Raw genomic sequence first — 12,689 nt, 5'->3', positions numbered from 1 at the left:
TGGTCCGGGCTGTGGTTCTGCGCGTCGTACTTCAGGCGAGTACCCCTTCCAGCCATACGGCGTCGAACTCGCCCTCCGCGACGATCACCGCGGGCCCCGTCATCTCGATCTCGCCGTCGGGGCGCTCGGTGATCACCAGGGTGCCGCCGGGCACGTCGACGGTGTAGGTCGCCGGGGTGCCGGTGACCGCGGGGTCGGCGCCGTCCCTGCGGGCGGTGGCGACGGCGACGGCGCACGCGCCCGTGCCGCACGACCGGGTCTCCCCGGAGCCGCGTTCGTGCACGCGCATCGCGACGTGTCGGGCACCGCGGTCGACGACGAACTCGACGTTGACCCCGTCCGGGTACGCGGCGGCGGGCGCGAAGGGCGGCGGGGAGTACAGGTCCCCGGCGTGGGCGAGGTCGTCGACGAAGGCGACCGCGTGCGGATTGCCCATGTCGACGTTCCGCGCGGGCCAGCTGCGCTCGCCCACGCTCACCACGACGTCGCCCTCGGGGAGCCGCGCGCGGCCCATCCCGACCGTGACGTCGCCGTTCTTGGCGAGGTGCACGGTCTTCACACCTCCGCGGGTGGCGACGGCGAGGTCGCCCGCGGCGGCGTGCCCGGCGCGCTGGAGGTAGCGCGCGAAGACCCGCACGCCGTTGCCGCACATCTCCGCGACCGAACCGTCGCCGTTGCGGTAGTCCATGAACCACTCGGCCTCGGCCGCCATGTCCTTGGCCTCCGGGTGCGCCGCGGACCGCACCACGTGCAGGAGTCCGTCGCCACCGATCCCCGCGCGTCGGTCGCACAGGGCGGCGACGGCTTCGGGCGACAGGTCGAGGGCGTTCTCCGGGTCCGGGACGATCACGAAGTCGTTCTCGGTGCCGTGGCCCTTGAGGAAGGCGATCCGCGTGCTCATTCCTCGATCGTACGGGGTGGGGCGGACACGACGACGCGGGGCGGGCGAGCATCGACCGGGTGCGTACGCGCACGTACGCGCCGTGCGCGTCCCCACCGCGCGTGTGCACGGGGAGGGGAGCCGGTGGCGCCGCTCAGCCGCTCAGCCGCGCAGTCGGGCCACTCGCCACACGGCCAGGACGATGACGGCGGCGACCGCCAGGGAGTACACCAGGATCATCCGCCAGTCGGCACGGCGTCCCGAGCCGCGCTGCGGCAGGCCCGGCCAGGTGTAGCCCACCCGGCGGGCGGCCATCATGCCCCAGCCGGCCGCGCAAGAGCAGATCAGCAGCCCCAGCATCGCGATCACGGCACCGCTGTCCCCGAAGTCGAAGGCGAGCGGGAACGCGAACATCAGGGACCCGACCGCGGCCAGGCACACGATGGGCGCGAGCTGCCAGATCCGCAGCCGTCGCTGCGGACGCAGTTCGACCTCGACCTCGTCCCCGTACATCTCCTCGGGCTCGGGGCCGTCGGCGGACACGTGCTCCGGCGTCTCGTCGGGGCCGTCGGGGCTCAGAGCGGCCCCGTCCGGCTCCGGTCCGCCGTGGGCGGCGGTGCCGTGCTCGGTGCTCGGTGCGGTGTCGCGAGGGCCGGCCTCCATCGCCACGCGCCCTCCCAACTAGGACTCACTCGGTCGATCGAAGCTCGATGATGGCACGCCGTCACAGGCCGGGATGACGGCCGGGGCGTCCCGATGCCATCACGTGATCAGGCTGTAACCGGTCGTTCGACCAACGACAGCGCGAGCCGCGGAAGTTCCGTGCGGTCCGCCACAGCCCCACTCAACCAGTGCACCCGCGGGTCGCGCCTGAACCATGAATCCTGGCGGCGCGCGAAGCGTTTGGTGGCACGGACGGTCTCCGCCCGCGCCTCCTCCAGCGTGCACTCCCCGGAGAGCGCCGCGAGCACCTGCTGGTAGCCGAGCGCGCGCGAGGCCGTACGCCCCTCGCGCAACCCCTGCGCCTCCAGTGCCCGCACCTCGTCGACCAGACCCGCCTCCCACATCCGGTCGACCCGGCGGGCGATGCGCTCGTCCAGCTCGGGGCGTGCCACGTCGACGCCGATCTGCACGGTGTCGTAGACGGAGTCGTGACCGGGGAGATTGGCGGTGAAGGGCCTGCCGGTGATCTCGATCACCTCGAGGGCGCGCACGATCCGGCGGCCGTTGCTGGGCAGGATGGCCCGCCCGGCCTCCGGGTCGGCGGCGGCCAGGCGGGCGTGCAGCGCCCCCGAGCCGCGCACCGCGAGTTCCTCCTCCAGCCGGGCCCTGACCTCGGGGTCGGTGCCGGGGAACTCCAGGTTGTCGACCGCCCCGCGGACGTAGAGACCGGAGCCGCCCACGAGGACCGGCCAGCGGCCGTCGGCGAGCAACGCGTCGATACGCTCCCGCGCCAGCCGCTGGTACTCGGCGACGGACGCCGTGACCGTCACGTCCCAGATGTCGAGCAGGTGGTGCGGGACGCCACCACGCTCCTCGGGCGTCAGCTTGGCGGTCCCGATGTCCATCCCACGGTAGAGCTGCATGGAGTCGGCGTTGACGACCTCACCGCCGAGCCGCTGGGCCAGGAAGACGCCCAGATCGGACTTTCCGGCCGCGGTGGGTCCGACTACGGCGATGACGCGGGGGGTGGGGGGTGCGCTGCTCACCGCACCAGTCTCGCAAACCTCCCACCCCGCCCTCGAACGAGTTACGTGACGGAGGGGCGCCGGGGTCGTTGCCCGTTGCGAGGTTCCCGCTTCCCGGGGCCACCGGGGCCGGGCCCCGGCCAGGCAAACGGACGCACCGGATGCCGCGGGATTTCGCCCGCACGAGTAACGTATGGAGTTGATATGGGCGTTTTTGCACGGCTTTTTCGGAGGTCGACGACCACAGAGGAGGCGCCGGCCGCCGAGACTCGGGCCGACACCCCGGACACCGAGCGCGCGGCCGAGGACGACGCGGCGAAGGCCACGGAGACGGTCGAGACCGGGCCCCGGAACACGGCACAGCCCGCGGAGACCGACGAGGCCGACGACTCGGAGAGCGTCGGCATCCCCAAGCAGCAGTCCGCCGGGGAGGCCGTCGACAACGAGGCCGACAAGGGCGCCCGCACCTGACTGCCCCGTGAGGGAAGGCGAACCATGGGTCTCCTGGACAACTTGAAAGCCAAACTGGGACCAGCGAAGGGCAAGGTCTCCGACCTCGCGCAACAGCACGGGGACAAGATCGACCGCGGTCTCGACAAGGTGGCGAAGACCGTCGACGAGAAGACCAAGGGCAAGTACAGCGACCGCATCCAGACCGGCACCGGCAAGGCCAAGGGCGCCATGGACCGCCTCGCGCACAAGGACGCCGACGGCACGGACGGAAGCGGCGGCACACCGGGCACCACCCCCGGCGGCACCACCCCTCCGGCCGGGCCGCCCCCGGCTTCCTGACCCCCCACGCGCCCGCGCACCGGCGACTGCCGGTGCGCGGGCGCGTGCTTGTGCGGGGACGCTGCTTGTGCGCGGGCGCGTACTTGTGCGCGGAGGCGTTGCTTGTACGCGGAGGCGTTGCTCGTACGCGGATAGGTGCCGACGCGCCGGGTGCGAGCCCGCGCACGGGATGGGCGCCGACGTACGGGCCGGGACTGCCCGCTCGGCCCGGCTCGTCCGGTGGTGGCCTTCCGCGCCGCCCTACGACCAGGTGGCCGCGATGTACCCCACGCCGTACGGCGCGTCCTCGTACAGGGGCGTTCCGGCGAGGGCCGTGTCCTCGGCCGCGCCCGCGAGGACCTGCCAGGGGGCCCGGCCGGACACCTTCAGCTCACGGGCCAGCACGATGTCGAGGGCCAGCAGCGCGGGCACGTCCGCCGCTCCCAGCGCCCGACCGACCGCCGCGTCGAAGGGGGCCGCCCGGTCGTCGAGGTAACCGGGTGCCTTGAGCGTGCGGCACGCGCTCGCGTCGCCGAGCACCAGCAGCGCGGTCCGTCCGGCCCGTGCGACGATGTCCCGTCCTACGGCCGCGCAGCGCTCGGCCGTCAGGGACTCCCCCACGCCGATGCCCTCCACGGGGGCGTCGGCCCACCCGGTCCGGGCGAGCAGCCAGGCGCCCACGGCGAGCCCGTACGGCAGTCCGGGCACGCCCGGCTGCCTGGCCGCACCGGGGTCCGGCCCCAGGGTCACGTCGAGATCCACGCCGAAGCCGCGGAACGAGCCCCGTGCGCCCTGCGGGTAGACCTCGGGCCCGGTCGTTCCGTCAGCGGGCCCGACGACCACGAGCCGGTCGGGTCGGGCGGCCGCGAGCACGCCCAGGGCGTCCGCGCACGCGGCGCGCGCCGGGTCCAGCTCGGGTGCGGCACCCGCGGCGACCTCCGGCACGAGGAGCGGCGGGCAGGGACAGACGGCGGCGGCGACAAGCATGATCGGCAGCGTATCCCCGCGCCGCGGCCCGCGACCGCACCCCCTGCGGTCAGTCGCAGCCGCAGCCGCTCGCCACCGCAGGCTGGGGCTCGGGAACCCCGATCTTCGGCAGGCCCAGCATCACGCCCACGGGCTTGGCCTGCTCGGCCGCGTTGCGCTTCGCCCAGGCGTCGCCCGCGCGGGTGGGGCGCACGTCGAGGACCGCGCCCTCGGCGAGCAGGTGGTGCGGGGCGGCGTAGGTGATCTCCACGGTCACCACGTCGCCCGGCCGGACCTCCTGGTCGGGCTTGGTGAAGTGCACCAGGCGGTTGTCGGGGGCGCGGCCGGAGAGGCGGTGGGTGGCGCCGTCCTTGCGGCCCTCGCCCTCGGCGACCATCAGCTCCAGGGTGCGGCCGACCTGCTTCTTGTTCTCCTCCCAGGAGATCTCCTCCTGGAGGGCGACCAGACGCTCGTAGCGCTCCTGGACGACCGCCTTGGGGATCTGGCCGTCCATCTCGGCGGCCGGGGTGCCGGGGCGCTTGGAGTACTGGAAGGTGAAGGCCTGGGCGAACCGGGCCTCGCGCACCACGTGGAGGGTCTGCTCGAAGTCCTCCTCGGTCTCGCCGGGGAAGCCCACGATGATGTCGGTGGTGATCGCCGCGTGCGGGATGGCGGCCCGCACCTTCTCGATGATCCCCAGGTAGCGCTCCTGCCGGTAAGAGCGGCGCATCGCCTTGAGCACCGGGTCGGAGCCGGACTGGAGCGGCATGTGCAGCTGCGGCATCACGTTCGGCGTCTCGGCCATGGCGGCGATGACGTCGTCGGTGAAGTCGCGCGGGTGCGGGGAGGTGAAGCGGACGCGCTCCAGGCCCTCGATCTTCCCGCAGGCCCGCAGCAACTTGCTGAACGCCTCTCGGTCGCCGATGTCGGAGCCGTAGGCGTTGACGTTCTGCCCGAGGAGGGTGATCTCGGAGACACCCTCGGCCACCAGGGCCTCGACCTCGGCCAGGATGTCGCCGGGGCGGCGGTCCTTCTCCTTGCCGCGCAGCGCCGGGACGATGCAGAAGGTGCAGGTGTTGTTGCAGCCGACGGAGATGGAGACCCAGGCCGCGTACGCGCTCTCGCGGCGGGTCGGCAGCGTGGACGGGAACGCCTCCAGCGACTCGGCGATCTCGACCTGTGCCTCCTCCTGGACGCGGGCGCGCTCCAGGAGCACCGGCAGCTTGCCGATGTTGTGCGTGCCGAAGACGACGTCCACCCAGGGGGCCCGCTTCACGATGGTGTCGCGGTCCTTCTGCGCCAGGCAGCCGCCGACCGCGATCTGCATCCCGGGCCGGCTCGCCTTCTTCGGGGCGAGGTGGCCGAGGTTGCCGTACAGCTTGTTGTCGGCGTTCTCCCGCACGGCGCAGGTGTTGAAGACGACGACGTCCGCGTCGCCGTCGGCACCCTCGGGGGCGCGGACGTAACCCGCGTCCTCCAGCAGACCGGACAATCGCTCGGAGTCGTGGACGTTCATCTGGCACCCGTAGGTGCGTACTTCATAGGTGCGCGTGCCGCCCACTGACTGGCTCCGGTCGATGCTGCTCATGGCAATAAGGGTAGGTGGTCGGCGGCCATGGCCCGGGCCGCCTGTGGACAACCGGGGTCCTTGCTGGTCAGGGCTCGATGAGGCCCGCGCGGATCGCGTACCGGGTGAGTTCCAGGCGGTCCCGTACGCCGAGCTTCTGGAGGAGGTTCGCGCGGTGGCGTTCCACCGTCTTGGCGCTGATGAACAGCAGCTCGCCGATCTCCTTGGAGGTGTGGCCCTCGGCGACCAGCTTGAGGATCTCCTCCTCCCGTTCGGTGATGGGCCGCTCGGGCAGGCCGCCGCCGCCGTGCAGGCGGTCCAGGTAGGAGCGGACCAGCGCCCGCTCGGCGCCCGGGTAGATGAACGGCTCGTCGCGCACGGCCGCCCGGCAGGCCTCGACCAGGTCGCGGTCGGCGACGGACTTGAGGACGTAGCCGCAGGCCCCGGCCTTGAGGGCCTCGAAGAAGTACTGCTCGTTGTCGTACATGGTCAGGATGAGGATGCGCAGCTCGGGCAGGCGGCGGGAGAGTTCGCGGGCCGCCTGGAGGCCGGTCATGCGGGGCATGGCCACGTCCAGGACGGCCAGGTCGACCTCGGTGGCCCGCGCCGCGGCGACCGCCTCGGCCCCGTCGCCGGCCTCGGCGACGACCGTCAGGTCCGGTTCGCCGTCCAGGATGAGGCGTACGCCGCGGCGTACGAGGGTGTGGTCGTCGGCGAGCAGGACGCGGATCGGGGGCCGTGCGGGCATCAGGGGCGCTCTCCGGTTCGGTCTGCGGCTGGGTCCTCGGCCCGCTGGCCGGACCGGGCGCCGGCCGGGTCCTCGAACCCCTCGCGCGGGGCGTCCGCGGCTGCGGAACCGGGTCCGGCGCCGGCTCGGGCCCCCGGTGGGGCGGGGACACGCAGGCGTACGTCGGTGCCCCCGCCGGGGGCTGGTGCGAAGTGGATCTCGGCTCCTGTCAGCAGGGCCCGTTCGCGCATGCCCCGGATGCCGGCGCCCTCGGGGGCGGCGCCGAGGCCGGTGCCGTTGTCGCGTACGAGCAGTTCGACGCCACCGCCGGGCAGCGGGCGGAGGCTGAGCTCCGCGCGGTCGGCACGGGCGTGGCGGGCGGTGTTGGTCAGGCCCTCCTGGGCCACCCGGTAGATCACCAGTTCCGCCTCGGGTGCGAGCGGGCCCAGGTCGCCGGGGACGTGGTGCTGGACGGTCAGTCCGTGGTGCGTGTACTCGGTCGCCAGCGAGCGCAGGGCGCTGGCGAGGCCGAGTTCCTCGAGGACGCCGGGGCGCAGGCGGCGGGCGATGCGGCGGATCTCGTCCAGTCCGGCCCGGGTGGCCTCCTGCGCCAGGGACACTTCCTCGCGCAGTTCGCCGGGCACCCGGTCGGCGACGCGTTTGAGCTGGAGGAGAACGGCGGTGAGGGTCTGTCCGACCTCGTCGTGCAGTTCGCGGGCGATGCGGTGGCGTTCACGTTCCTGGGCGTGCAGGGCGCGCCCGGCGCCGGCGGCGCGCTCGGCCTGGAGGCGGTCCAGCATCGTGTTGTACGTCGCGATCAGTTCCGCGGCCTCGGCCGGTCCGGAGACCGCCGGGCGGGCGCCGGGCACCAGCAGGTCGGCGGTGGCCATGGCCCGGCCCAGCCGGTGCAGCGGGGTGAGGCCTATCCGCAGGACGACCGCGTTGCCTGCCAGCAGCGCGGCGAGGCCGGCGAGCAGGATCAGTGCCTCGTCCGGCAGGACCGGGGTCGACACGGTGACCGGTCCCAGCAGGAGTGCGGTGGCGACGACGAGGCCCGCGGCATTGAGCGAGAAGATCCGCCAGAACAGCGACACGGTCCTCTTTCCGCTCCTCCCGGCCTCGGCGCGCGACACGGCCTCGACCAGCTTCGCCGCCCGCGACCGGCCGCGTATATCCGTCACGACACCCATATCGCCACCGTACGCGCGGATGACAGCATGGCGTGGCCGCGAGCACGTCACGGGCGTGACGCGAGCACGGCAAGGCACGCAGGACGAATGAGGGGAAAACTCGTGTCAGCTCCACGCCTGAGGGCGACGCCGCTGCCGGGTATCGGGGTCCAGTACGACCTGGTGACCCGGGAACACCGCCATCTGTCGGTGGTGGCTCACCGCGACGGGGCCCGCACGGTGAACGTGTACCGGTCCGACGACCCCGATTCCTGCGCGCACTCGCTGCGGCTGGCCGCGGCGGAGGCCGGCGCGCTGATCGACGCGCTCAAGCCGTCGCACCACAGCGCGAACCTGCTCTACACCACCGACCTGGGGCTGGTCGCCGAGCGGATCGAGGTGTCCGCGACGTCCCGCTGGAACGGCCGTCTGCTGGGCGAGACGTGCATGCGGACCGAGACCGGCGCGTCCGTCGTCGCGGTGCTGCGGCGGGCCGAGGCGATCCCGTCGCCGGCGCCGGACTTCCGGCTGGTGGGTGGTGACACCTTGATCGTCATCGGCACCCGCGAGGGCGTCGACGCGGCCGCGGCGATACTCGGGCAGGAGTGAGCCGGTGCACTCCGCGGTTCTGCTGATCGAGTTCGGCTCCATCATCCTGGGGCTCGGGCTGCTCGGCCGGTTCGCCGGCCGGTACCGCCTCTCCCCCATCCCGCTGTACCTGCTGGCCGGTCTCGCCTTCGGCGAGGGAGGGCTCCTGCCGCTGGGGGCGAGCGAGGAGTTCATCGCCGCCGGCGCGGAGATCGGCGTCATCCTGCTGCTGCTGATGCTGGGCCTCGAGTACACGGCCAGCGATCTGGTCACCAACCTCAAGTCCCACTATCCGGCCGGTCTCGTCGACTGCGCGCTCAACGCCGTGCCGGGCGCGGTGGCGGCGCTGCTGCTGGGCTGGGGCCCGGTGGCCGCCGTGGTCCTCGCGGGGGTGACGTGGATCTCGTCGTCCGGTGTCATCGCCAAGGTGCTCGGTGACCTCGGCCGGGTCGGCAACCGGGAGACCCCGGTGATCCTGAGCGTGCTGGTCCTGGAGGACCTGGCGATGGCGGTGTACCTGCCGATCGTCACGGCGCTGGTGGCCGGTGCCGGGCTGATGACCGGAAGCATCACCCTGGCGATCGCGCTGGGCGCGGCGGGCCTGGTGCTGTTCGTGGCGGTCCGTTACGGCCGCCTGATCTCGCGGTTCGTCTCCAGCGACGACCCGGAGAAGCTGCTGCTGGTGGTGCTGGGCCTGACGATCCTGGTCGCGGGTGTCGCGCAGCAGCTCCAGGTGTCGGCCGCCGTGGGCGCGTTCCTGGTGGGCATCGCGCTGTCCGGTGAGGTCGCGGAGGGTGCGCACACGCTGCTGAGCCCCCTGCGGGACCTCTTCGCCGCCGTCTTCTTCGTCTTCTTCGGTCTGCACACCGACCCGGCCAGCATTCCGCCGGTCCTGCTGCCCGCTCTGGCGCTGGCCCTGCTCACCACCGTGACGAAGATCGCCACCGGTTACTGGGCGGCGCGGCGGGCCGGGATCTCCGTCAAGGGGCGCTGGCGCGCGGGCGGCGCACTGGTGGCGCGCGGCGAGTTCTCGATCGTCATCGCGGGCCTCGCGGTCTCGGCCGGCATCGAGCCGTCCCTGGGGCCGCTGGCCACGGCCTACGTCCTCATCCTGGTCGTGCTCGGCCCCCTCACCGCCCGCTTCACCGAACCGCTGGCGACCCGTCTGTTCCGCCCGCGCGACCGTCCCGACCGCCCCGGCGGCCTTCCCGGCGGGGCCGACGGGACGCCTCGCCCGGCGGGGGCGGAGGCGTCGGTCGGCGACTGACCCGCCCCCCTGCGGGGTCGCGCCACCCGACCCGGCTCGTCACGACCCCGGTACGCGGCAGGTGCCGGGGTCGTGCCGTACGCCCCCTCAGGCCCCGGGCGCGTCCACGGCGTCCGGCGTCCGCGGCTCCCATCCCTGCCGGCGCAGGACGCCCGCCACGTCCGGCGCCTCGTAGTGCTCTCCCTTGAGGACCTTGCCGTCGGCCCGGCGGCTGACCCGGCCGTCGGGGCCCAGCTTGGTCATGTTGGAGCGGTGGATCTCGGCGATCACCGCGTCGAGGTCGATGCCGTGGACGAGGGCCGTGCCGTAGGCCACGTAGACCACGTCGGCCAGTTCGTGCGCGAGGTGGTCGAGCGGTCCCCGCACCGACACCTCGGCGACCTCGGCGGCCTCCTCGGCGAGCAGCTCGCCCCGGTGGGCGGCCAGGCCGGGAGCGATCTCGGTGGGCGTGCCGCGGACGTCCAGGCCGAAGGCGAGGTGGAAGGCGCGGACTAGGTCGGCGGGCGAAGTGCTCATGTCGACGACTGTAGCCAGCGCCACTGACAGCGGGCCCCGCGCCGGTGCCGGCCCGCCGTGTGCCCGCCGTGTGCCCGTCGTGTGAGTTCGGCCCTGGTCAGCGGGGTCGCGGGCTGGCAGGATCGCGCCCATGTCCACGCTGCTCTCCCGAATCGGCAGGCGCCGGGCCGTCCAGGGGACGGTCGCCGGTGTCGTCGCCCTCGGGCTGCTGCTGTGGTGGCTGCTGCCGCTGGGCGAGGAACCGCCGCGCGGGACGATCACGTTCAGCACGGGCACCCGCGCGGGGGTCTACCAGAAGTACGGCGAGCTGCTGCGCGCCGAGCTGCGCGAGGACATGCCGGGCCTGAAGGTGCGGTTGACGACCAGCGCCGGCTCCCAGGAGAACGTCGAGCGGGTGGCCTCCGGGGAGGCCGACTTCACGATCGCCGCGGCGGACGCGGTGGAGACGTACAAGATCGCCGGACGGCCGGGCGCCGACGGACTGCGCGGGGTCGCCCGCCTCTACGACGACTACGTGCAGCTCGTGGTGCCGAGCGACTCGGACATCCAGACCGTCGCCGACCTGCGCGGCAAACGGGTCGCCATCGGGCTGCCGAACTCGGGCGTGCGGCTGATCGCCACCCGGCTGCTGGCGGCCGTCGGGATCGATCCGGAGCGGGACATCACGCCCCGCGCGGACGGCATCGACACCGGCCCCGGGCGGCTGGGCGAAGAGCTCGACGCCTTCTTCTGGTCGGGCGGTGTGCCGACGGAAGGGCTGGAGAAGATCGCGGAGAGTTCCGCGTTCCGGTTCGTGCCGATCGACGAGAGCCTCGTCGCCGAGCTGCACGAGTCAGGCGGCGCCACCCGCTACTACCGGCCCACCAACATGCCGGAGTCGGCCTACCCCACCGTCCAGAACGGTGCCGTGGTCCCCACGATGGCGGTGTCCAACCTGCTGATGACCCGCGCGGACATGGATCCCCGGCTCACCGAGTGGCTGACCAGGACGGTCCTCGACAGCCGCGACGGCATCGGGGCGCACGTCCACTCCGCGCAGCTGGTGGATCTGCGTACGGCCATCTACACCGCCCCGCTGGAACTGCACGCCGGCGCCCAGCGCTACTACCGGTCGGTCAAGCCGTAGGGCTCCGGCTCCGCCCGCGGTCCCGATCTGGGCACCGTGACCGTCACCTCCAGGCCGTGCGGCTCGTGGTGCCCGAAGGAGATCGAGCCGTCGCCCGCCGCCAGCAGCGCCCGGCAGATGGACAGGCCGAGGCCGGAGCCCTTGATGTTCTGGTGCCGGCCGCTGCGCCAGAAACGGTCTCCCACGCGCGCGAGCTCATCGTCGGTCAGCCCGGGGCCGTTGTCGGTGACGACGACACGGGCGGACTCCCCGGTGGAGGCGACCGTGACGCGCACGGTCTCGTCCGGCGGCGTGAACTTCACCGCGTTGTCGATGACCGCGTCCAGGGCGCTGGAGAGGGTCACCGGGTCGGCCCAGCCGGTGGTCGGAGGGCAGTCCCCCACCAGCCGTACGCCCTTGGCCTCGGCCGTCGGTGACCAGGCCGCCACCCGCTCGGCGGTCAGGGCGCCGATGTCGGTGACCGCGAGGTCGGCCTCGCTGTGCTCGGCGAGCGCCAGGTCGAGCAGGTCGTCCAGGACCCGGGCCAGGCGCTTGCCCTCGGCCTGGACGGAGGCGATCTCCTCGTTGCCCTCGGGCAGTTCCAGGGCGAGCAGCTCGATGCGCAGCAACAGTGCCGACAGGGGGTTGCGCAGTTGGTGCGAGGCGTCGGCGACGAACGCGCGCTGCTGTTCCAGCACGTCCTCCACGTGGTCCGCCATCTCGTTGAACGACCCGGCCAGCCGCCTCAGCTCCGGCGGCCCCCCGGCCGGCGCGACCCGGGACTTGAGCCGTCCGGTGGCGATGTCGTGGGTGGTGGCGTCGAGCACCCGTACCGGCCGCAGCACCCAGCCGGTCAGCCGGAGCGCGGCGCCGACGGCGAGCAGCATCGCGGCGACCTCCCCGGCGCCGATGATCAGCCAGCCGCGCAGGGTGCGCGAGTGCATCGAGTCGGTGGGCGAGTCGGTGACCACGACCGCGACCACGTCCCCGTCCCGGATGACCGGCGAGGCGACCACGAGCCGCCCGTCCTCCCAGGGCCACACCTGGCGCGGGTCGTGGCTGCGGCGGCTGAGCAGCGCCTCGTCGAAGGAGTCGCGCACCTCGCCGGTCTGCGGCAGGAACCAGGTCGTCGGCGCGTTGGCCATCGGGATGTGGTTGCGGTAGAAGACGCCCGCCCTGATGCCGTACACCTCGTAGTAGCTGATCAACTCGGTCTGCAGGGTCTCCAGGCGCTCGTCGGTGGTGGTCCGGCGCGACCCGCCCGGCACGTCCTCGGTGACGAACTGGGCGAGCGCGGCGAAGCGTGCCGTGTCGTCGATGCGGTCGATGACGACCTTCTGCTGCTCCGCGCGGGCGACGCTGATCCCGAGCGGAACGCCGAGCGCGAGCAGTACGGCCGCCATCAGGACGATGAGCAGCGGGAGCAGACGTGAACTCACCCGGCG

Annotated in this window: 14 protein-coding genes; 5 read left to right on the top strand and 9 right to left on the bottom strand. The window is 73.1% G+C overall.

All coding sequences use genetic code 11. The features are described from left to right. Nucleotides 1-31: 31 nt before the first annotated feature. The 3 genes from dapF to miaA form a co-directional block, all read right to left on the bottom strand. Nucleotides 32-901, bottom strand: coding sequence for a diaminopimelate epimerase (gene dapF / locus ACFIF2_RS16710; RefSeq protein WP_395573430.1), 870 nt, complete (start codon nucleotides 899-901; stop codon nucleotides 32-34). Nucleotides 902-1,042: 141 nt separating this feature from the next. Further along, nucleotides 1,043-1,543, bottom strand: coding sequence for a hypothetical protein (locus ACFIF2_RS16705; RefSeq protein ID WP_395573564.1), 501 nt, complete (start codon nucleotides 1,541-1,543; stop codon nucleotides 1,043-1,045). A 107-nt stretch (nucleotides 1,544-1,650) separates the two neighbouring features. Then, entirely contained in the window at nucleotides 1,651-2,589 is a 939-nt protein-coding gene (gene miaA, locus ACFIF2_RS16700) for a tRNA (adenosine(37)-N6)-dimethylallyltransferase MiaA (protein ID WP_395573429.1), read from the bottom strand. 183 nt (nucleotides 2,590-2,772) lie between these two features. Between miaA and ACFIF2_RS16695 the strand changes: the two genes are divergently transcribed. After that, nucleotides 2,773-3,039 carry a hypothetical protein gene (locus ACFIF2_RS16695; protein ID WP_395573428.1) on the top strand — a complete coding sequence of 89 codons (267 nt, stop codon included), beginning with the start codon at nucleotides 2,773-2,775 and terminating at the stop codon, nucleotides 3,037-3,039. 24 nt (nucleotides 3,040-3,063) lie between these two features. Next, complete coding sequence (locus tag ACFIF2_RS16690) at nucleotides 3,064-3,360, top strand: antitoxin (protein WP_395573427.1); 297 nt, start codon at nucleotides 3,064-3,066, stop codon at nucleotides 3,358-3,360. 240 nt (nucleotides 3,361-3,600) lie between these two features. On the opposite strand, the gene ACFIF2_RS16685 is transcribed toward ACFIF2_RS16690, so the two are convergent. The 4 genes from ACFIF2_RS16685 to ACFIF2_RS16670 form a co-directional block, all read right to left on the bottom strand. Further along, nucleotides 3,601-4,326 (bottom strand): class III extradiol dioxygenase subunit B-like domain-containing protein, encoded by a 726-nt coding sequence (locus tag ACFIF2_RS16685; RefSeq protein WP_395573426.1) that lies wholly within the window; start codon nucleotides 4,324-4,326, stop codon nucleotides 3,601-3,603. Between the two features lie 49 nt (nucleotides 4,327-4,375). Continuing rightward, nucleotides 4,376-5,893, bottom strand: coding sequence for a tRNA (N6-isopentenyl adenosine(37)-C2)-methylthiotransferase MiaB (gene miaB, locus ACFIF2_RS16680; RefSeq protein ID WP_395573425.1), 1,518 nt, complete (start codon nucleotides 5,891-5,893; stop codon nucleotides 4,376-4,378). A gap of 67 nt (nucleotides 5,894-5,960) precedes the next feature. Further along, nucleotides 5,961-6,620 carry a response regulator gene (locus ACFIF2_RS16675; RefSeq protein WP_395573424.1) on the bottom strand — a complete coding sequence of 220 codons (660 nt, stop codon included), beginning with the start codon at nucleotides 6,618-6,620 and terminating at the stop codon, nucleotides 5,961-5,963. Continuing rightward, a complete protein-coding gene (locus ACFIF2_RS16670; protein ID WP_395573423.1) occupies nucleotides 6,620-7,789 on the bottom strand; it encodes a sensor histidine kinase in 1,170 nt (389 codons plus the stop codon). The genes ACFIF2_RS16675 and ACFIF2_RS16670 overlap by 1 nt, the downstream gene beginning before the upstream one ends. Nucleotides 7,790-7,891: 102 nt before the next feature. Here ACFIF2_RS16670 and ACFIF2_RS16665 point away from each other — a divergent pair, with 102 nt between their 5' ends. Together ACFIF2_RS16665 and ACFIF2_RS16660 are read left to right on the top strand one after the other, a co-directional pair. Beyond that, the gene (locus ACFIF2_RS16665; protein WP_395573422.1) at nucleotides 7,892-8,377 is read left to right on the top strand and encodes a cation:proton antiporter regulatory subunit; all 486 of its coding nucleotides are present in this window, start codon (nucleotides 7,892-7,894) and stop codon (nucleotides 8,375-8,377) included. Between the two features lie 4 nt (nucleotides 8,378-8,381). Next, on the top strand, nucleotides 8,382-9,623 hold the full coding sequence (locus tag ACFIF2_RS16660) for a cation:proton antiporter (protein ID WP_395573421.1): 1,242 nt from the start codon (nucleotides 8,382-8,384) through the stop codon (nucleotides 9,621-9,623). Between the two features lie 87 nt (nucleotides 9,624-9,710). Here the strand turns inward: ACFIF2_RS16660 and ACFIF2_RS16655 are convergent, their stop codons facing one another. Continuing rightward, nucleotides 9,711-10,139, bottom strand: coding sequence for a MazG nucleotide pyrophosphohydrolase domain-containing protein (locus ACFIF2_RS16655; protein WP_395573420.1), 429 nt, complete (start codon nucleotides 10,137-10,139; stop codon nucleotides 9,711-9,713). Between the two features lie 130 nt (nucleotides 10,140-10,269). On the opposite strand from ACFIF2_RS16655, the gene ACFIF2_RS16650 reads away from it, so the two are divergent. Continuing rightward, nucleotides 10,270-11,265 carry a TAXI family TRAP transporter solute-binding subunit gene (locus ACFIF2_RS16650; protein ID WP_395573419.1) on the top strand — a complete coding sequence of 332 codons (996 nt, stop codon included), beginning with the start codon at nucleotides 10,270-10,272 and terminating at the stop codon, nucleotides 11,263-11,265. Here the strand turns inward: ACFIF2_RS16650 and ACFIF2_RS16645 are convergent. After that, nucleotides 11,244-12,683, bottom strand: coding sequence for an ATP-binding protein (locus ACFIF2_RS16645; protein ID WP_395573418.1), 1,440 nt, complete (start codon nucleotides 12,681-12,683; stop codon nucleotides 11,244-11,246). The two genes, ACFIF2_RS16650 and ACFIF2_RS16645, sit on opposite strands and share 22 nt — an antisense overlap. Nucleotides 12,684-12,689 lie beyond the last annotated feature (6 nt).

The sequence above is a fragment of the Streptomyces sp. BK79 genome, from assembly GCF_044142145.1.
Classification (GTDB): domain Bacteria; phylum Actinomycetota; class Actinomycetes; order Streptomycetales; family Streptomycetaceae; genus Streptomyces.
The sequence above is the reverse complement of the archived record's forward strand: the minus strand, read 5'-3'. Positions and strand labels throughout refer to the sequence as shown.

What these genes read in the sequence shown, in the direction of transcription:
- dapF (WP_395573430.1), bottom strand. Translation starts at nt 901, where the DNA reads ATGAGCACGCGGATCGCCTTCCTCAAGGGCCACGGCACCGAGAACGAC.
- ACFIF2_RS16705 (WP_395573564.1), bottom strand. Translation starts at nt 1,543, where the DNA reads ATGGAGGCCGGCCCTCGCGACACCGCACCGAGCACCGAGCACGGCACC.
- ACFIF2_RS16695 (WP_395573428.1), top strand. Translation starts at nt 2,773, where the DNA reads ATGGGCGTTTTTGCACGGCTTTTTCGGAGGTCGACGACCACAGAGGAG.
- ACFIF2_RS16690 (WP_395573427.1), top strand. Translation starts at nt 3,064, where the DNA reads ATGGGTCTCCTGGACAACTTGAAAGCCAAACTGGGACCAGCGAAGGGC.
- ACFIF2_RS16685 (WP_395573426.1), bottom strand. Translation starts at nt 4,326, where the DNA reads ATGCTTGTCGCCGCCGCCGTCTGTCCCTGCCCGCCGCTCCTCGTGCCG.
- miaB (WP_395573425.1), bottom strand. Translation starts at nt 5,893, where the DNA reads ATGAGCAGCATCGACCGGAGCCAGTCAGTGGGCGGCACGCGCACCTAT.
- ACFIF2_RS16675 (WP_395573424.1), bottom strand. Translation starts at nt 6,620, where the DNA reads ATGCCCGCACGGCCCCCGATCCGCGTCCTGCTCGCCGACGACCACACC.
- ACFIF2_RS16670 (WP_395573423.1), bottom strand. Translation starts at nt 7,789, where the DNA reads ATGGGTGTCGTGACGGATATACGCGGCCGGTCGCGGGCGGCGAAGCTG.
- ACFIF2_RS16655 (WP_395573420.1), bottom strand. Translation starts at nt 10,139, where the DNA reads ATGAGCACTTCGCCCGCCGACCTAGTCCGCGCCTTCCACCTCGCCTTC.
- ACFIF2_RS16650 (WP_395573419.1), top strand. Translation starts at nt 10,270, where the DNA reads ATGTCCACGCTGCTCTCCCGAATCGGCAGGCGCCGGGCCGTCCAGGGG.